The sequence below is a fragment of the Variovorax sp. Root411 genome, assembly GCF_001425205.1.
In the GTDB taxonomy this organism is placed as follows: Bacteria; Pseudomonadota; Gammaproteobacteria; order Burkholderiales; family Burkholderiaceae_C; genus Variovorax.
Genome location: NZ_LMDW01000015.1, coordinates 229,204 through 248,015, shown reverse-complemented (window position 1 = coordinate 248,015; position 18,812 = coordinate 229,204). Strand labels below are relative to the sequence as shown.

General features: G+C 68.7%; 16 protein-coding genes. 12 read left to right on the top strand and 4 right to left on the bottom strand.

Going from position 1 to position 18,812, the window contains the following annotated elements:
- The first annotated feature begins 2 nt into the window (after positions 1-2).
- Positions 3-2,054, top strand: a complete 2,052-nt coding sequence (locus tag ASC92_RS15245; RefSeq protein ID WP_056517011.1) for a two-component system sensor histidine kinase NtrB — start codon at positions 3-5, stop codon at positions 2,052-2,054.
- A 42-nt stretch (positions 2,055-2,096) separates the two neighbouring features.
- Positions 2,097-2,723, top strand: a complete 627-nt coding sequence (locus tag ASC92_RS15240; protein WP_056517008.1) for a response regulator transcription factor — start codon at positions 2,097-2,099, stop codon at positions 2,721-2,723.
- A gap of 115 nt (positions 2,724-2,838) precedes the next feature.
- Here ASC92_RS15240 and ASC92_RS15235 read toward each other — a convergent pair whose 3' ends face one another.
- From ASC92_RS15235 to ASC92_RS29075, 3 genes are all read right to left on the bottom strand, one after another.
- Positions 2,839-3,396 (bottom strand): OmpA family protein, encoded by a 558-nt coding sequence (locus tag ASC92_RS15235; protein ID WP_056517003.1) that lies wholly within the window; start codon positions 3,394-3,396, stop codon positions 2,839-2,841.
- Between the two features lie 84 nt (positions 3,397-3,480).
- Entirely contained in the window at positions 3,481-4,140 is a 660-nt protein-coding gene (locus ASC92_RS15230; RefSeq protein WP_056517000.1) for an OmpA family protein, read from the bottom strand.
- A 196-nt stretch (positions 4,141-4,336) separates the two neighbouring features.
- Positions 4,337-4,498: a hypothetical protein gene (locus ASC92_RS29075; protein WP_200935992.1), complete on the bottom strand. Its 162-nt coding sequence runs from the start codon at positions 4,496-4,498 to the stop codon at positions 4,337-4,339.
- On the opposite strand from ASC92_RS29075, the gene ASC92_RS15225 reads away from it, so the two are divergent.
- Both ASC92_RS15225 and ASC92_RS15220 read left to right on the top strand, forming a co-directional pair.
- Positions 4,497-5,645, top strand: coding sequence for a murein transglycosylase A (locus ASC92_RS15225; RefSeq protein ID WP_056516996.1), 1,149 nt, complete (start codon positions 4,497-4,499; stop codon positions 5,643-5,645). The two genes, ASC92_RS29075 and ASC92_RS15225, sit on opposite strands and share 2 nt — an antisense overlap.
- A 220-nt stretch (positions 5,646-5,865) precedes the next feature.
- The gene (locus ASC92_RS15220; RefSeq protein WP_056516993.1) at positions 5,866-8,121 is read left to right on the top strand and encodes a PhoX family protein; all 2,256 of its coding nucleotides are present in this window, start codon (positions 5,866-5,868) and stop codon (positions 8,119-8,121) included.
- Between the two features lie 116 nt (positions 8,122-8,237).
- Here ASC92_RS15220 and ASC92_RS15215 read toward each other — a convergent pair whose 3' ends face one another.
- Positions 8,238-8,705 (bottom strand): Lrp/AsnC family transcriptional regulator, encoded by a 468-nt coding sequence (locus tag ASC92_RS15215; RefSeq protein WP_007829154.1) that lies wholly within the window; start codon positions 8,703-8,705, stop codon positions 8,238-8,240.
- A gap of 105 nt (positions 8,706-8,810) precedes the next feature.
- Between ASC92_RS15215 and mdeB the strand changes: the two genes are divergently transcribed.
- From mdeB to ASC92_RS15175, 8 genes are all read left to right on the top strand, one after another.
- Entirely contained in the window at positions 8,811-11,462 is a 2,652-nt protein-coding gene (mdeB, locus tag ASC92_RS15210) for an alpha-ketoglutarate dehydrogenase (RefSeq protein WP_056516991.1), read from the top strand.
- 56 nt (positions 11,463-11,518) lie between these two features.
- Positions 11,519-12,295 (top strand): FadR/GntR family transcriptional regulator, encoded by a 777-nt coding sequence (locus tag ASC92_RS15205; protein ID WP_056516988.1) that lies wholly within the window; start codon positions 11,519-11,521, stop codon positions 12,293-12,295.
- A 126-nt stretch (positions 12,296-12,421) separates the two neighbouring features.
- Positions 12,422-13,756 carry an MFS transporter gene (locus ASC92_RS15200; RefSeq protein ID WP_056516985.1) on the top strand — a complete coding sequence of 445 codons (1,335 nt, stop codon included), beginning with the start codon at positions 12,422-12,424 and terminating at the stop codon, positions 13,754-13,756.
- Between the two features lie 16 nt (positions 13,757-13,772).
- On the top strand, positions 13,773-14,699 hold the full coding sequence (ltnD, locus tag ASC92_RS15195) for an L-threonate dehydrogenase (protein WP_056516983.1): 927 nt from the start codon (positions 13,773-13,775) through the stop codon (positions 14,697-14,699).
- Positions 14,696-15,589, top strand: coding sequence for an alpha/beta fold hydrolase (locus ASC92_RS15190; RefSeq protein ID WP_056516979.1), 894 nt, complete (start codon positions 14,696-14,698; stop codon positions 15,587-15,589). The genes ltnD and ASC92_RS15190 overlap by 4 nt, the downstream gene beginning before the upstream one ends.
- Positions 15,590-15,615: 26 nt before the next feature.
- Positions 15,616-16,629, top strand: coding sequence for a D-erythronate dehydrogenase (denD, locus tag ASC92_RS15185; RefSeq protein ID WP_056516977.1), 1,014 nt, complete (start codon positions 15,616-15,618; stop codon positions 16,627-16,629).
- Between the two features lie 3 nt (positions 16,630-16,632).
- Positions 16,633-17,904 (top strand): 3-oxo-tetronate kinase, encoded by a 1,272-nt coding sequence (gene otnK / locus ASC92_RS15180; RefSeq protein ID WP_056516973.1) that lies wholly within the window; start codon positions 16,633-16,635, stop codon positions 17,902-17,904.
- Between the two features lie 230 nt (positions 17,905-18,134).
- On the top strand, positions 18,135-18,803 hold the full coding sequence (locus ASC92_RS15175; RefSeq protein WP_056516968.1) for an aldolase: 669 nt from the start codon (positions 18,135-18,137) through the stop codon (positions 18,801-18,803).
- Positions 18,804-18,812: the final 9 nt, after the last annotated feature.

The window sequence follows — 18,812 nt, the reverse complement described above, 5'->3', positions numbered from 1 at the left end:
CGATGTCTGATGCGCTGCTGACCGTCGCACCGCAGCGGTGGGCGCTGCTGGCGTTCGCGCGGCTGCGCTCGCTGTGGCAGCGCTGGTTCCTGTGGCTGCTGATGGCGGTGCTGGTGTCGGTATTGCTGGTGACGGTGGTGTGGCTCGCCGGCCGGCACGAGGTCGAGCAGGTGCAGGCCGCGCTCGACCGCGACACCGCCGATGCCGTCTCCGACCTGCGCAGCGGCTTCCAGCGCAATGCGCAGAGCCTGCGCGCCACGCAGGCCCCGGGCGCCGACCGCACACAATGGTCCACGGCCGCGGCCGCGCTGCTGCGCGAGCACCGCGAATGGCTGCGGCTCGAATGGCGCGATGCCGCCATGCGCACGCAGCAGGCCGTCAACACGCCCTACCGCATGCGCATCCTCGACGAGGAGAGCCGCGGCCCTGACCAGTCCGACGTGATGCTGGCCTGCGCCGCCGCACGCAAGCTCGGCGCGCCGGCCTATTCGCCGAGCCACTATGTGCCGATCGCCGGCGGCGGCGGCATCGAGGTGATGGAGCTGTGCCTGCCGATCGATGGCGGCGGCTACCTCGTGGCCAGCTACTCGCTGCGCGACGCGCTGATCGAGCTGGTCGGCCCCACGCTCACGCGCGGCCAGGAAGTGGCCTTCACCGAGGCCGACGGCACGCGGCTGGTGGCACTCGGCAGCTCGCGGCGCGTCGGTACGCGGGTGTTCACCGCGCAGCAGCTGATCGACCTGCCGGGCGCCGCGCTGATGCTGCGCGTAGACGGCTGGCGCGCCGCGCCCGACCTGTTCCCGAACATGCTCACCGCGCTGGTCACGGCGATCTCGATCGCGCTGGTGTCGGTGTTGGTGCTGCTTGCGCGCGACACGCGCCGGCGCCTGCGCGCCGAGCGCGACCTGGCCGACGCGCTGGCCTTCCGCAAGGCGATGGAAGACTCGGTCATCACCGGCCTGCGCGCGCGCGACCTGCAGGGCCGCATCACCTACGTGAACCCGGCCTTCTGCGAGATGGTCGGCTTCAGCCCCGAGGAGCTCATGGCCGGCAACGCCGAGGCGCCCGATGCACCCTATTGGCCGACCGAACTGGCGCACGAGTACCAGCAGCGGCAGGCACGGCGCCTTGCCGGCGGCATGCCGCCGCGCGAAGGCTTCGAGTCGGTCTTCATGCGCAAGGACGGCACGCGCTTTCCGGTGCTGATCTTCGAGGCGCCGCTCATCAACGCGCACAAGGTGCAGACCGGCTGGATGAGTGCGTTCATCGACGTGAGCGAGCAGCGCCGCATCGAGGAGCTCTCGCGCGCCAGCCAGGAGCGGCTGCAGGCCAGCGCACGGCTGGCGACCGTCGGCGAGATGGCGTCATTGCTGAGCCACGAACTCACGCAGCCGCTGGCCGCCATCGCCAGCTATGCGAGCGGCTCGCTCAACCTGCTCGGCCCGCATGCGAAGGGCGACCAGGGCGAAGTGGCGATGGCGGTGAAGCGCATCGCCGAGCAGGCCGACCGTGCGGGCCAGGTCATTCGCAGCGTGCACGACTTCGTGCGCCGGCGCGACCGCACGCGCGAGGCCGTCGCGCCGCAGGCACTGATCGACGCGGTGCTGCCCCTGGTGCGGCTGCAGGCGCGCAAGCTCGGCGTGATCATCGAGGTGGTGCTGGAAGACCGCCTGCCGGCGGCCATGTGCGACCGCACGCTGGTCGAGCAGGTGCTGCTGAACCTGGCACGCAATGCGATGCAGGCCATGGACGGGCCCGACAACGTCGGCAGCCGCGTGCTGCGGCTGCGCGTGGCGCGTGCCGTCGCGGTGGGTGGCACGGGGCAGGAAGACGCGCGGCGCTGGCTCGAGTTCTCGGTGGCCGACCTGGGCAGCGGCATCGGCGAGGACGTGGCCGAGCGGCTCTTCACGCCCTTCTTCACCACGCGCGCCGACGGCATGGGGCTCGGCCTGAGCCTGTGCCGCACGGTGGTGGAGCAGCATGGCGGGGCGCTGGTGTTCGAGCCCAACAAGCCGCGCGGCACCGTGTTCCGTTTCACGCTGCCGGCCGCTTGACGGCGGCCTTCAGACAATCAATCTTCTGCTGGATCCCATGACATGCAACCACTGATCGACGGCTTGATCTTCATCGTGGACGACGACGCCAGCGTGCGCGAGGCACTGGCCTGGCTGCTGCGCTCGCGCCGCCTGGCCAGCGAGCACTTCGGCAGTGCCGAGGCGTTCGAGCAGTTTCTCGACCAGGGCCCGCTGCCCGCGCAGCCGCTGTGTCTGCTGCTGGACGTGCGCATGCCCGGCACCAGCGGGCTGGTGCTGTTCGACCGGCTGGCCGAGCGCGGCCTGCTGCCGGCGATGCCGGTGATCTTCCTGACCGGCCATGCCGACGTGCCGACGGCCGTCGATGCGGTGAAGCGTGGCGCGTTCGATTTCTGCGAGAAGCCGTTCTCGGACAACGCGCTCGTCGACCGCATCGAACATGCGTTGAATGCGTCGCTGCAGGCGCTGGAAGTGCAACGCCTGCGCCGCGGGCTGAGCGAGCGCATCGCCGAGCTGACCGACCGCGAGCGCGACGTGATGCGGCTGGTGGTCGAGGGGCTGCCGAACAAGCTGATCGCCGACCAGCTCGCGATCAGCGTGCGCACGGTGGAAGTCCATCGCGCGCGCGTGTTCGAAAAAATGGAAGTGAAGTCGGCCGTAGAACTCGCCAACCGCCTCAGAGATCTTTAACGGCGGCGCCCGGCCTCCTCCAGGCGAACACCGCGGAACCGGCTTTGCCGGGCCGCAGGTGTTGCCCCCTGAAAGGGGGTTGGCGAAGCGACACGAAGTGCGCGAAGCCTGGGGGTCAGGCCTTTTCCGCGACGAAGATTTCGACGCGGCGGTTTTGTGCGCGGCCGGCGACGGTGCCGTTGTCGGCCAGGGGTTCGCGCGAGCCGCGGCCATCGGTCGTGATGGCCGTGGTCGACACGCCGCGGCCCACCAGGTGGTTGCGCACGCTGTCCGCGCGGCTCACCGAGAGGCGCTCGTTGCCTTCCTCGCTGCCGGTGTTGTCGGTATGGCCCACCACGCGCACGCTGGCGGCGGTGGCGCTCTTCAAGCCTTCGGCGACCTTGTCGAGCACTTGCGCGAGGTTGCGCTTGACGTTGGCGCGGCCGGTGTCGAACGACAGCTCGTTCGGGATCACCACGTGCAGCTGGTTGTCGGCGGTTTGCTCGATCACCACGCCCGTTCCCTTGGTGGAGGTTTCGAGATCGGTCTTCAGCGCGGCCAGGCGCGCCGTCCAGCTGTTGGCTGGCGCGGCCGTTGCGGCGGCCGGTGCGGCCGGCGGCGGCGACTGCGAAGCGCAGCCCGCGATGAAAAGCAACGCGGCCGCGGCCGCACTCGAAACGACAAACTTCCTCATGAGATTCCCTCTTAATGGACCAATGGAACGGGAGTGGCGGGAACCGGCCTTTCAACGCGGCCGGTTTCCCTGTGCGGTGAACGCTCAGCCTCGCGGCCCGCGTTCACCCATGTAGATTTCGACGCGGCGGTTCTGCGCCCGGCCCCCGTCGTTGTTGTTGTCGGCAATGGGCTCGCGCGAACCGCGGCCCTCGATGCGGAAGATCGCGGCGTTCACGCCGTGCGCCACGAGGTAGTCGCGCGTGCTGGCCGCGCGCTCGACCGACAGCGGGTTGTTGATGGCGTCCGAGCCGGTGCTGTCGGTGTGGCCGATGATGCGCACCTCGGCGTTCGGGTTGTTGCGCAGGCCATTCGCGAACTGGTCGAGCACCGGCGCGAAGTTCGGCTTGATGTTGGCGCGGCCCACGTCGAAGGACACGTCGCTCGGGATCTGCAGCTTCAGCTCGTTGTTGGGCGTCTGGGTCACGGCGACGCCGGTGCCTTGCGTGGCGGCTTCCATCTGGCGCTTCTGGTTTTCCATGCGCTGCGACCACAGGTAGCCGCCGAGCGCGCCGGCTGCCGCGCCGACCACGGCGCCCGTGCCGATGGCACCGCGGTTGCCGCCGGTGGCCGAACCGATGGCGGCGCCGCCCAGTGCGCCGATGCCGGCGCCGATGCCGGTATTGCGCTGCGTGTCTGTCATGCCGCCGGCACAGCCGGACAGGATGAGCGCCGTGGCGGTGGTTGCGAGTACGAACTTTTTCATGGCAATCCCTTTCAAGGATGATTCAGGCGGGCCACAGCTTAGCTGCCGGAAGTACGCGATGGTACGGGCTCAAAGCCCTACGGAAAATAAGAAAAGTTTCGCCATCGCGCATGAATGCTGCGATGATTGCTACTAAAGTAATAGCAATGGGGTGCTTGTCCGACACGGCTGCGCGGCGCGGGACTGCGCAAGCATTTCACGTTTCCGGCGGCGGATTCCGATCGTTGGCGTCGCGGCCGGCTTCGGGCTCGTCGTCGTCATGCAATTCACCCTTGTTGCGGCCGGAAAACATGGTCCACCAGATGATCAAGATGAACACAAGTCCTGCGGCGAGGGCTTCAAGCAGAATCAAACCCATGAGAAATGGACTCCAGTGGCTGGTCGGGCTTGTGATCGTAGCAACGCTCGCCGCCTGTTCCACCGGCCCGCGCACGCCCGAGGCCCCCGCCCGCCCCTCCGCCACTCCGCCGCGCGACCTCGGTCCGCTCACCGGCTCGCTCGCGCACCCCAAGAGCCGCTGGGTGCCGGTCGGCTGGGCCGAGCTTCCGGGCTTCGGCGAAGACCCGCTGCACGAAGCGTGGATAGCGCTGCTGGCGAACTGCGTGCGACCCAACGCCGCCTTCGCGCCGCTGTGCCGCGATGTGCGCCAGCTGACCATCGCCACGCCCGAAGAGCAGCGCCAGTGGATGACCGAGCGGCTGCAGCCCTACCGCGTCGAGGCGCTGAACGGCCAGACCGAGGGCAAGCTCACCAGCTACTACGAGCCGGTGTACGAAGCCTCGCGCGTGCCCACCGCCACCTTCAACGTGCCGATCTACCAGGCCCCGGAAGGGCTGGTGCCGCGCCGCCCCTGGTACACGCGCCAGGAGATCGAGACCCTGCCCGAGGCCCAGGCCGCGCTGCGCGGCCGCGAGATCGCATGGATGGCCGACCCCATCGACGCGCTGATGCTGCACATCCAGGGATCGGGGCGCCTGCGCATCACCGAGGCCAACGGCTGGCAGCACACCGTGCGCGTGGCCTTCTCGGCCACCAACGAGCAGCCCTACCGCAGCGTGCAGCAGTGGCTGATGAGCCAGGGCGTGACCAAGGTCGGCAAGTGGCCCGACGACACCAAGGCCTGGGCCGCGCAGAACCCGCAGCGCGTGTCGCAACTGATGTGGAGCAACCCGCGCTACGTGTTCTTCCGTGAAGAGACGATGAGCGAGGTCGACGCCGCCTTCGGCCCGCGCGGCGCGCAAGGCGTGCCGCTCACGGCCGGCCGCTCCATCGCGGTCGACCGCGAGAGCATCCCGTACGGCACGCCGGTGTGGTTGGCATCCAGCGGGCCGGCGGCGCAGCTGCAGAAACTGGTGGTGGCGCAGGACACCGGCAGCGCCATCCTCGGCGCGGTGCGCGCCGACTACTTCGCGGGCACCGGCGCCGACGCGGGCCGCCTCGCGGCGAGCATGAACCAGCCGCTGCGCCTGTGGGCGCTGTGGCCGAGGCAGTCGCCTGCTCCCTGAGCAGGGCGCGGCACTTTCCAGGAAGACCGAGGAACCGGCTTTGCCGGGCCTCTGGTGTTGCCCCCGGCGAGGGGGAAGGCGAAGCGACACGAAGTGCGCGAAGCCTGGGGGGGGGACCAACTCAACCTGACGGGAGGCTGAGTGTTTCACTAAGCCGTCATACGAACTGCCTAACTTCGCGGGTTGGTTTCCCCCCAATCCACGAAGAAAGACATTGCGCATGACCGCAAACACCCGCACCGACGATCCCTCGGTCGATCTCGACGACATCGGCACCAACCCCACGTCGAACCCCTCGTTCACCGACCTGATCGCCTCGCGCCTGAGCCGCCGCCGCCTGTTCGGCCTGGGTGTCGGCACCGCCGGCACGGCACTGCTGCAGGCGTGCGGCGGCGGTGGCGGCGGAAGTGCCGGCTTCCCGGTGCTGCCCCCGGCGCCGGCACCAGCCCCCGCACCGCCTGCACCCGCGCCTGCGCCTTCGCCGGCCACCCCGATGAAGCTCGGCTTCAATGCCGTCGCCAAGAGCCTCGCCGACGTGGTGACCGTGCCCGCCGGCTACACCGCGAGCGTGCTGTACCGCCTGGGCGACCCGATCGCCGCGGGCGTCGCTGCCTACAAGAACGACGGCACCGACGACGCGACCACCTACGACCGCCGTGCCGGCGACCACCACGACGGCATGACCTTCTTCGGCATGAGCGCGTCGAACAAGTGGGACGCTGCCAGCGCCTCGCGCGGCCTGCTCGCGATGAACCACGAAGCCATCACGCCGCTGTTCCTGCACCCCACGGGGCAGACCATCACCGGCAGCGGCAACGCGGCCGTCCGTACCGTCGCCGACGAAGTGCTGCGCGAGTTCTACCTGCACGGCGTGAGCGTGGTCGAGGTCAGCAAGAACGGCAGTGCCTGGAGCTACAAGCAGGATTCGAGCTTCAACCGCCGCGTGCACACGCTGACGGAAATGCAGTTCTCGGGCCCGGCCGCGAAAACCGACTACCTGAAGACCAAGTACTCGACCGACGGCAGCAAGACCCGCGGCACGCTCAACAACTGCGCCAACGGCACCACGCCCTGGGGCACGTACCTCACTTGCGAAGAGAACTGGGCCGGCTACTTCCGGCGCATCGCCGCGACCGATAACCCCAGCCGCAGCGCCAAGGAAATCGCCTCGTTCACCCGCTACGGCGTTGCCAGCACCGGCCGCGAACTCTGGGCCACCGTCACGCCCGACACGGCCGACAGCATCTACGGCCGCTGGAACACCCAGGTGGTCGGCGCCACCGCCAGCGACGACTTCCGCAACGGCTCCAACACCTACGGCTGGGTCGTCGAGATCGATCCGTTCAACCCGTCCAGCACCCCGAAGAAGCGCACCGCTCTCGGCCGCTTCGGCCACGAAGGCGCCTGCCTCGGCCCGGTCCTGGCCGGCAAGCCGCTGGTCTGGTACATGGGCGACGACTCGCAGAACGAATATCTCTACAAGTTCGTCTCCACCAAGGCCTGGGACGCGGCCGACGTCGGGGGCGGCATGGCTGCCGGCGACAAGTACATGGACGACGGCAAGCTCTACGTCGCCAGGTTCAATGCCGACGGCACCGGCAACTGGCTGGAGCTTTCGCTCGGCGTGAACGGCATCACTTCCGGCAACGCGGCCTACGCGTTCGCCGACGCCGCCGACGTGGTGGTCAATGCCCGCCTGGCGGCCGACGTGGCCGGCGCGACGAAGATGGACCGCCCCGAGTGGACGGCCGTCAACCCGAAGAACGGCGAGGTGTACCTCACGCTTACCAACAACGCCGCGCGCACCATCGCCAACACCGATGCCGCCAATCCGCGCTACTACAACGACCCCAAGGGCGCGGCCCAGACGGCGCAGAAGGGCAACCCGAACGGCCACGTCATCCGCTTCGCCGATGCCGGCGGCAACCCGGCGGCCACGACCTTCACCTGGGACGTCTACCTGTTCGGCGCCCGCTCCACGGCATCGGCCGACATCAACCTGTCCAACCTCGTGGCCGACAACGACTTCTCCAGCCCCGACGGCATGTGGTTCAGCCAGGCCGCTCCCGGCCTGCTGTGGCTCGAGACCGATGACGGTAAGTACACCGACGTGACCAACTGCATGCTGCTCGGCGCTCTGCCGGGCCAGGTGGGCGACGGTGCGGCGAAGACCATCACCAACGTCGACGGCGCGACCACCGCCACGCAAGCCACGTTCGTCGGCAAGGCGCCGGGCACCGACGGCCTGCGCCGCTTCCTCGTCGGGCCGGTGGATTGCGAAATCACCGGCATCGCCGAATCGGGCGACGGCCGTGCGCTGTTCGTGAACATCCAGCATCCGGGCGAGAACACGGCCAAGGCCGACATCGCCGATCCGTCGAAGTACCTCAGCCACTGGCCCCAGGGCGGCACCGCGCGCCCGCGCTCGGCGACGCTGGTGATCACCAAGGACGACGGCGGCCTGATCGGCCTGTAAGCGTCCAAGCGTCCTCGACCCCCTTCGGGAAACACCGAGGAACCGGCTTTGCCGGGCCTCCGGTGTTGACCCCGGCGAGGGGGATGACACGAAGTGCGCGAAGCCTGGGGGAGTACCTACTCTCTCGGCAACGGCAGCGCCGTCTTGTACCTGACCTGCTTCAACGCAAAGCTGGAGCGGATCTTCTCGATCCCTGGAATCGGCGTGAGCTGTTCCAGGATGAATTTCTCCAGCGCCGCCATGTCCGCGACCGCGATGCGGATCAGGTAGTCGCTGTCGCCCGTCATCAGGTAGCACTCCATCACCTCGTCGTGCTCGGCGATGCGCTGCTCGAAGTCGGCGAGCGACTGCTTGCTCTGCGTCGTGAGGCTGATCGAGATGAACACGTTGAGCCCGAGGCCCAGCGCCTTGGCGCTGAGGAGCGCCACATAGCGGCCGATCACACCGTTCGCTTCGAGCACCTTCACGCGCGCGAGGCAGGGCGATGGCGACAGGTGCACGCGCCGCGCCAGCTCCACGTTCGAGAGCGCGCCGTCGCGCTGCAGCTCGTCGAGAATGCGCAGGTCGATGGCGTCGAGTTGCATGAAGTGCCGGCAAGTGGAAGATTGACGGAATTTTATGCTGCGGCGCGCGCAGGGACTTGGCTTCGCCAGTAGCTAATTTTTCGCGTGGCGGCCTAAAGTGCCGATATGAACGCCCCGATTTCGCCCGACCAGATGCGTGCCCTGCTGCTCGACACGCCGCTCTCGCATGACCCCGACCCCGCCGAGACCGCCGAATGGCGCGACGCCTTCCTGGCGCTGGCGCAAACGCAGGGGCCGCAGCGCGCGAAGCAGATGCTGGTCGAACTGGCGCGCCTCGCGCGGCAGCAGCGCATCGGCTGGCAGCCCGAACTCGCGACGCCCTACGTCAACACCATCGCGGTGGAAGACCAGCCGCCGTTCCCCGGCGACCTCGCCATCGAGGAAAAGCTCGCCTCGCTGATGCGCTGGAACGCGCTCGCGATGGTGGCCAAGGCCAACCAGGCGTATGGCGAACTCGGCGGCCACATCGCCAGCTACGCGAGCGCGGCCGACCTGTTCGAGACCGGCTTCAACCATTTCTTCCATGCGCGCAGCAAGCAGCACCGCGGCGACCTCGTGTTCTTCCAGCCGCACAGCGCCCCTGGTGTCTATGCGCGCGCGTTCCTCGAAGGCCGTCTCGGCGAAGAAGACCTGAAGCACTACCGCCAGGAGCTGACGGCACCGGCCTTCACGCAAGGCAGCGGCGCACGCGGCCTCAGCAGCTATCCGCATCCGTACCTGATGCCGGACTTCTGGCAGTTCCCGACCGGCTCGATGGGCATCGGCCCCATCAGCTCGATTTACCACGCGCGCTTCATGCGCTATCTCACGCATCGCAACCTGCTGAACTGCGAAGGCCGAAAAGTGTGGGGCGTGTTCGGCGACGGCGAGATGGACGAGCCCGAATCGATGAGCGCGCTGACGCTCGCCGCGCGCGAGAGGCTCGACAACCTCGTGTGGGTCGTCAACTGCAACCTGCAGCGGCTGGACGGCCCGGTGCGCGGCAACGGCCGCATCATCGACGAGCTCGAAAAGCTCTTCGCCGGCGCGGGCTGGAACGTCGTCAAGCTCGTGTGGGGCAGCGACTGGGACGGTCTCTTCGCGCAGGACGTGAGCGGTGCGCTGGCCCGCGTGTTCGCCAACACCGTCGACGGCCAGATGCAGACCTTCGCGGCCAAGGACGGTCGCTTCAACCGCGACAACTTCTTCGGCCAGAACCCCGAACTCGCGCGCCTGGCCGAAGGCATGACCGACGAGCAGATCGACCGCTTGAAGCGCGGCGGCCACGACCTCGTGAAGATCCACGCCGCCTACGCCGCGGCGGCCAGGCACAAGGGCCAGCCCACAGTAATCCTCGCCCACACCAAGAAGGGCTACGGCATGGGCAGCGCCGCGCAGGGCAAGATGACCACGCACTCGCACAAGAAGATGGGCGACGTCGACCTGATCGAATTCCGCGACCGCTTCAACCTGCCGCTCACTGATGCGCAGGCCATCGCGATGGATTTCTACCGCCCGGCCGAGGACAGCGCCGAGATGCGCTACCTGCGCCAGCACCGCGAAGCCCTCGGCGGCGCCATGCCGCGCCGCGAGACCGCCTGCGACATCGTGCCCAAGCCCGACATCGCAAGCTACGCGCAGTTCGCGACCGCTGCGGCCGGCAAGGAGATGAGCACCACCATGGCCTTCGTGCGCATGCTGGGCAACCTCATGAAGGACACGGCGCTCGGCCCGCGCATCGTGCCCATCGTGGCCGACGAGGCGCGCACCTTCGGCATGGCTAACCTGTTCAAGCAGGTCGGCATCTATTCGAGCGTGGGCCAGCGCTATGCGCCGGAAGACATCGGCTCGGTGCTGAGCTACCGCGAAGCCACCGACGGACAGATTCTTGAAGAAGGCATCAGCGAAGCCGGCGCCATCGCGAGCTGGACCGCGGCCGCCACTAGCTACAGCGTGCATGGCCTGGCAATGCTGCCGTTCTACATCTACTACTCGATGTTCGGCTTCCAGCGCGTGGGCGATGCGATCTGGGCCGCGGCCGACCAGCGCGCACGCGGCTTTTTGCTGGGCGCCACGTCGGGCCGCACCACGCTCGGCGGCGAAGGCCTGCAGCACCAGGACGGCAGCAGCCACCTCGTGGCCGCGACCATTCCCAACTGCAAGGCCTACGACCCGGCCTATGCGGGCGAGATGGCGGTGATCGTCGATGCGGGCATCCGCGAAATGATGGTCGAGCAGAAGGACGTTTTCTATTACGTCACGCTCATGAACGAGAACTACGCGCAGCCCGATGTGCCCGCGGGCGCTGAGGCGGACATCCTGCGTGGGTGCTATCGCTTCGGTACCTACGCGTCCACTTCGGGCAAGGCGAAGAAGAAGGTCACCTTGATGGGCTCGGGCGCGATCCTCACCGAGGTCGTGAAAGCTGCACAGCTGCTGGCCGACGAAGGCATCGAGGCCGAGGTGTTCAGCGTCACGAGTTGGAGCGAGCTTGCGCGCGACGGGCTGGCCTGCGAGCAGCGCGCACTCGCTGGCGGAGAAGCCGGCTCGCCTTTCATCGCGCAGCAGCTCGGCAAGGGCAAGGCACCGGTCATTGCCGCCACCGACTACGTGCGCGCCGTACCCGAGAGCGTGCGCGCCTTCCTGCCCGAAGGCCGCCGCTACCTCACGCTCGGCACCGACGGCTTCGGGCGCAGCGATACGCGCGCGGCGCTGCGCGGGTTCTTCGGGGTGGATGCCGCGAGCATTGCAAACGCCGCTCGCCACGCGCTGAGTTGAGCGTCGGCGGTCGCGCAGGGCCTGCGTTAGAGTCGCAGGCCCACCTCTTCCCACCCATGACCGCCCGCTTCCAGTCCCTCGCTCCCACCGTCCGCCTCGCCGACCAGGTGGCCGATGCGCTCGCGGCCGAGGTGCGCAGCGGGCGTCTCTCCGAAGGCGACCGCCTGCCGACCGAGACCGCATTGGCCGAGCAGTTCGGCGTGAGCCGCACGGTGGTGCGCGAGGCGGTGTCGCGGCTCAAGTCGCTGGGCTTGCTCGATTCGCGTCAGGGCAGCGGCGTGTACGTGCGCCCCGCCGGCGTCGAGCCGCTGCGCTTCGAGATGCCGCACGTGGCCTCGCGCGAAGCCGTGATCCAGATGGTCGAGGTGCGCCGTGCGCTCGAGGCCGAAGTGGCCGCGCTGGCCGCCGAGCGCCGTACGGCCGACGACGTGCAGCGCATCCGCGAGGCCATAGCCGGGCTGCATGCGGCGGTCGAGGCGGGCGGCAACGGCGCCGACGAGGACGTGCGCTTCCACCGCGCCATCGCCGAGGCCGCGCGCAACCCGTTCCTGATCGGTACGCTGCAATACCTGCGGCAGTTCCTGCACGGCGCCACCCGCGTCACGCGCGCCAACGAGGCGCGCCGCGCCGACTTCGCGCGCGAGGTGGCGCAGGAGCACGCCCGCATCGTCGAGGCCATCGAGGCTGGCGACCCGCTGCGCGCGCGCGAGGCGGCCAAGAACCACATGGACAACGCGATCCGCCGTATCGAGCTGGCCGATCCCGCGTTCTGGCAGCAGGAAGGCGCGCAACTCGCGCGGCCCCTGGTTGAAGGCTGGCCTGTCGGCAGCTGAGTCCGCCGACACACAAAGACACCAGAAAGTCGCCGCAAGAGGCGTTGCCTCCGGGTTTCCCCGGGTCAATCAACAAAACTCAAATTTGTATGATGACCTGACAAATCAAGCGGGACAAACCTTTTCATGACTTCTTCCACCCTCCCGGCCGGCGCCACGCGCGCCACGCCGTCCGCCACAGCCGATGCCGCGCTCGAAAAGCGCACTTACGCCAAGGTGTTCTGGCGCCTCGTGCCCTTCCTCATGCTCTGTTACGTGGTCGCCTACCTCGACCGCGTCAACGTCGGCTTCGCCAAGCTGCAGATGGGGCAGGACCTGGGTTTCAGCGAAACCGTGTTCGGCCTGGGCGCGGGCATCTTCTTCCTCGGCTACTTCCTGTTCGAGGTGCCGAGCAACCTGCTGCTCAACCGTGTCGGCGCTCGCATCTGGATCGCGCGGATCATGATCACCTGGGGCCTGCTGTCGGCCTGCTTCATGTTCGTGAAGACGCCGACCAGCTTCTACATCCTGCGCTTCCTGCTCGGCGTGGCCGAGGCGGGCTTCTACCCCGGCGTGATCCTGTACCTCACGCACTGGTACCCAGCGCACCGGCGCGCGCGGATCGTCGCGGTGTTCATGTCGGCGATTCCCGTGGCGGGCATCTTCGGCAACCCGCTGTCGGGCTGGATCATGGACAGCTTCCACGGCGCCTCGTCGCTGAGCGGTTGGCAATGGATGTTCATCATCGAGGCCGTCCCGGCCGTGATCGTGGGCGTGATGGTGCTGGTGTACCTCGACAACGGCATTGCGCAGGCGCGCTGGCTCAACGGCGCGGAAAAGGCGTTGCTGCAGCGCGAGGTGGCGCGCGATGCCGAGCACGGCGCCAAGGGCCCGCACTCGGTGGCTGGCGTGTTCCGCGATGTGCGCATATGGTGGATGGCGTTGATCTACTTCGCTTTCGTCATGGGCCAATACGCGCTGACCTTCTGGCTGCCCACGCTGGTCAAGGCCACGGGCGTGCAGGGCAACCTCCATATCGGGCTGCTCAGCGCGATCCCGTTCGTCTGCGCCATCGTCGCGATGAACCTCTTCGGCCGCAGCGCCGATCGTCGCCAGGAGCGCCGCTGGCATCTGATCGTGCCCGCGCTGATGGGCGCCATCGGCTTCACGGTCGCGGCTTCGTACACGCAGAACACCGCCGTGTCGCTCGCCTTCCTGTCGCTCGCCGCGGCCGGCGTGCTGACCTGCGCGCCGCTGTTCTGGTCGCTGCCTACCGCCTTCCTCTCGGGCACGGCGGCGGCTGCGGGCATCGCGGCCATCAACTCGGTGGGCAACCTCGCGGGCTTCGTGAGCCCGTACCTCATCGGCTACCTGAAAGACCTGACGGGCAGCACGCAGATCGGCATGTACGTGCTGGCCGCCGCGCTGGTGCTCGGTGCCGTCGGCGTGTGGCTCACGCCCAAGCAACTCGTGAATCGCTGATCGAAAGAACACCCTGATGACCTCTTCCTCCAACTCTCCAGTCGTCGGCCTCGTGGGCCTGGGCGCCATGGGCGCCGGCATGGCGCAATCGCTGCGCCGCGCGGGCCATGCGCCGCACGTGTTCGACGTGCGCCGCGAAGTGGCCGAAGCCTTCGCGCGCGACGGCGGCGCGGCCTGCGACACGCTGGCCGCGATCGGCGCGCAGTGCGACATCGTGGTCAGCGTGGTCGTGAATGCCGCTCAGACCGAGTCGGTGCTGTTCGGCGACGGCACCACGCCCGGATGCGCCGCGTCGATGAAGCCCGGCAGCCTGTTCGTGATGTGCTCCACGGTGGACCCGAACTGGTCGGTGGCGCTCGAGGCGCGCCTTGCAAGGCTGGGCATCCTGTACCTCGACGCGCCGATCTCCGGCGGCGCCGCCAAGGCCGCAAGCGGCCAGATGACGATGATGACCGCCGGCACGCCCGCCGCCTACGAGAGGGCCGGCGCCGTGCTCGACGCCATGGCCGCCAAGGTCTACCGCCTGGGCGACTCGGCAGGCGCGGGCAGCAAAGTGAAGGTCATCAACCAGCTACTGGCCGGCGTGCACATCGCGGCCGCGGCCGAAGCGATGGCACTGGGCCTGCGCGAGGGCGTGGACCCTGATGCGCTCTACGAGGTCATCACGCACAGCGCGGGCAACAGCTGGATGTTCGAGAACCGCATGGCGCACGTGCTCGCGGGCGACTACACGCCGCTCTCGGCCGTCGACATCTTCGTGAAGGACCTGGGGCTGGTGCTCGACGTGGCGCGGGCCAGCAAGTTCCCGCTGCCGCTGTCATCCACCGCGCACCAGATGTTCATGCAGGCCTCGACCTCGGGCTACGCGCGCGAGGACGACAGTGCGGTCATCAAGATTTTTCCCGGCATCGAATTGCCGGCCGCAAACGGAAAGGCTTCGTGAGCGATCTCAAGACCATCGACACGCCGCTGCTTCGCATCGGCTACGAAGAGTGGAACCCCGGCGGCACCGCCACCGTGGTGCTGATGCATGGCTGGCCCGACAGCCCGCGCAGCTGGCATGGCGTGGCGCCGAGCCTGGCCGAGGCCGGCTGGCGCGTGCTCGCACCCGCCCTGCGCGGCTTCGCACCCACGCGCTTCCTGCATGACGGCACGCCGCGCAGCGGCCAGCTCTCCGCGCTCGGGCGCGACCTGCTCGATTTCATCGACGCGCTCGGCCTCGACAAGCCCGCGCTGGTCGGCCACGACTGGGGCGCCCGCGCGGCGGCCAACGCCTGCGGGCTGAGGCCCGAGGTGGCGCGCGCGCTGGTGCTGATGTCGGTCGGCTACGGCACCAATGCGCCAGACCAGCCGATGGCGCTCGAGCAGGCGCGCAACTACTGGTATCACTGGTACATGGCCACGCCGCGCGGCGAACGCACGGTGCACGACGACCGCATCGCCTTCACCCGGATGATGTGGGACACCTGGGCGCCCACGGGCTGGTACGAGAAAGCCGAATTCGAGGCCACAGCCGCCGCCTTCGCAGGCGACGACTGGGCGCGGGTGGTGCTGCATTCCTACCGCCACCGCTGGGGCTACGCGTCCGGCGATCCGCGCTATGCGGCGGACGACGCCGCGCTCGATCCGGCGCCGGTGCTGCCGGTGCCCACGCTCGTGCTGCATGGCGCGGCCGACAGCTGCAATCATCCCGATACTTCGGCAGGCAAGGAGCGATTCTTCAGCGGCCCCTACCGCCGCGAACTGCTCGACGGCGTCGGCCACTTCCCGCAGCGCGAAGCGCCCGCGGCGGTGGCGGCCGCGCTGCTGCGCTTCCTGCCCGCCATTCCCTGAAGAATCCAGAAAGAGAAGACGACACCATGAACATCCTCATCACCGGCGGCTGCGGCTTTCTCGGCGCGCGGCTCGCCCGCACGCTGCTCGCGGGCGGTCCGCTGGCATTGGCCGGCGCCGCGGCACAGCCGATCTCGCGCATCACCCTGGCCGACCGCGTGCCGCCGCCCGTCGACCTGGCCGGCGATGCGCGCGTGCGGTTCGTGCAGGGCGACCTGTACGAGCAGGCCGCCAACGGCGCGCTGCCGCTGGCGGACACCCACGCCGTGTTCCACCTGGCCGCGGCCGTGAGCGGCGAATGCGAGGCCGACTTCGACCTGGGCATGCGCAGCAACCTCGACACCACGCGCGCCCTGCTCGACGCCTGCCGCCGCGCGGGCCATGCGCCGGTGTTCGTGTTCTCCAGCTCGGTCGCGGTGTTCGGCGATTCGCCCGAGCAGCGCCTGCCCGCGGTGATCGAGGACACCACGCTGCCCACGCCGCAGAACAGCTACGGCATCCAGAAGTTCATCGGGGAGCAGCTGGTGGCCGACTTCACGCGCAAGGGCTTCGTGCAGGGCCGCAACGTGCGGCTCATGACGGTCTCGGTGCGGCCGGGCCGGCCCAACGGCGCGGCCTCCAGCTTCTTGAGCGGCATGCTGCGCGAGCCGCTGGCGGGTGAGCGTGCGCGCTGCCCGGTGGCGCCCGAGACGGCGGTGGCGCTGGCCTCGCCCGGCAACACCGTCGCCGGCATCGTGCGCGCGGCCACCGCCAGCGCCGCCGAATGGGGGGCGCGCACCGCCGTCAACCTGCCCGCGCTGACGACCACCGTGCGCGAGATGGCCGATGCGCTCGAACGCATCGCCGGCACCGACGCCACCGGTCTGATCGACTGGGAACCCGATGCAAACATCGCGAAGATCGTCACCAGCTGGCCCAGCCGCATCCATGCGGCGCGCGCCGAGGCACTGGGCCTCCAGGCCGACGCGAGCTTCGACGCGATCCTGCGCGACTACGTGCGCGAGAACCCGCAGGCGGTGAAGCTGCCGGTGAAGGACTGAGCCATGGCCAAGCTGCTCCTCGGCTGCATCGCCGACGATTTCACCGGCGCCACCGACCTTGCCAACAACCTCGTGCGTGCGGGCATGCGCGTGGTGCAGACCATCGGCGTGCCGGCAGGTCCGCTCGACGCTGATGTCGACGCCGTCGTCGTCGCCCTCAAGTCGCGCACCGTCGCGCCGGCCGAAGCCATCGCGCTGTCGCTCGACGCGCTGCGCTGGCTGCAGGCGCAGGGCGCGCGGCAGATCTACTTCAAGTACTGCTCCACCTTCGACAGCACGCCGCAGGGCAACATCGGCCCGGTGACCGAGGCGCTGATGGACGCGCTGCAATGCGACTTCACCATTGCCACGCCCGCCTTCCCGGACAACAAGCGCACCGTGTTCAAGGGCTACCTGTTCGCGGGCGACGTGCTGCTCAACGAGAGCGGCATGCAGAACCATCCGCTCACGCCGATGACCGACCCGAACCTCGTGCGCGTGCTGCAGGCGCAGTGCACGCGCAAGGTGGGGCTGATCGACTACGCCGTGGTGGCGCGCGGTGCAGAGGCCATCGGCGAGCGCATCGGCCAGCTGAAGGGCGAGGGCGTGTCGATCGCCGTGGTCGATGCAGTGTCGAACGACGACCTGCTGCGCATGGGCCCCGCGCTTGCGAAGATGCCGCTGCTCACCGCGGGTTCGGGCGTGGCCATCGGCCTGCCGTCCAACTTCGGCCTCGCGCCCTCGTCGCAGGCCAGTGCGTTGCCGGCGGCCGGCGGATTGCGCGCCGTGGTCTCGGGCAGCTGTTCGCTCGCCACCAACCGGCAGGTGCTCGACTTCATCCAGCGCGGCGGCGCGGCGCTGGCCGTGGATCCGCTGCGCATCGCGGCGGGCGTGGATGTCGCGGCCGAAGCCCTGGCATGGGCCGCACCGCTCGTCGAGAAGCAGTCGGTGCTGGTGTATTCCACCGCCGAAGCCGGCGCGGTGAAGTCGGTGCAGGGCAGGCTCGGCGTCGAGGAAGCCGGCGCGATGGTCGAACGCACCATCGCCGCCATTGCGCGCGGCCTGGTCGAACGCGGTGTGCGCCAGCTGGTGGTGGCGGGCGGCGAGACCTCGGGTGCCTGCGTGCAGGCGCTGGGCATCGCGCAGATGCAGATCGGGCCGCAGATCGACCCGGGCGTGCCGTGGTGCCACGCGCGTTCCGATGCCGCACCCGGGGCGGGCCTGCACATCGCGCTCAAGTCCGGCAACTTCGGTGGGGACGATTTCTTCACCAAGGCCTTTACAGTGCTCGCATGACGCCCATGTTCCGTGTTCGTGCATACCGGGACTGTTCGGGGCGCGATCACGCCGATGCGGGGGCCTTTTTCGCGAATGTCCCCCGCTTCGCTCTTCCTTTATTTCGCGAAAAAGGCCCCCGCATCGGCGTGATCGCTCAGAGCACTTGTCGATCGGCCGCACACCAGCAGCGTGCCCTGTGCACGCGCCCTGAACAACAGCGCCAAGAAACATAAGCGACGAAACCAGACATGAAAGAACCCGAAGCAAGAGAAGAAATCTGCCGCGTAGGCCGCAGCCTGTTCGAACGCGGCTACGTGCATGCCACGGCCGGCAACATCAGCGTGCGGCTGGACGACGATGGCTTCCTCATCACGCCAACCGACGCCTGCCTCGGTTTTCTCGACCCGGCGCGGCTTGCAAGGCTCGATGCAAATGGCCAGCAGACCGGCGGCGACCGCGCCAGCAAGACCATCGCGCTGCACACACGCATCTACGCAGCCGCACGCAAGTTCGATGCGAACACGGCCTGCGTGATCCACACGCACAGCACGCACTGCGTGGCGCTCACGTTGAACAATCCGGGTGACGAGCTGCTGCCCGCGCTCACGCCGTATTTCGTGATGAAGGTCGGCCATGTGCCGGTCATTCCGTACCACCGGCCCGGCGCACCCGAAGCGGCCGAGCAGGTGGCGCAGGCCATCGAGCGCCTCGGCGCTGCCGGCACGCCGATCCGCGCCGTGATGCTCACGCGCCTGGGCCCCAATGTCTGGCACGACACGCCGGCCGCTGCCATGGCCGTGCTCGAGGAACTCGAGGAAACCGCCCGGCTTCAAATGCTTGCGAGCGCCGCAAGGCCTGCACCGCTGAACGCCGAACAGATCGATGAACTGCGCCGCACCTTCGGGGCGCGCTGGTAGTAGAAACAC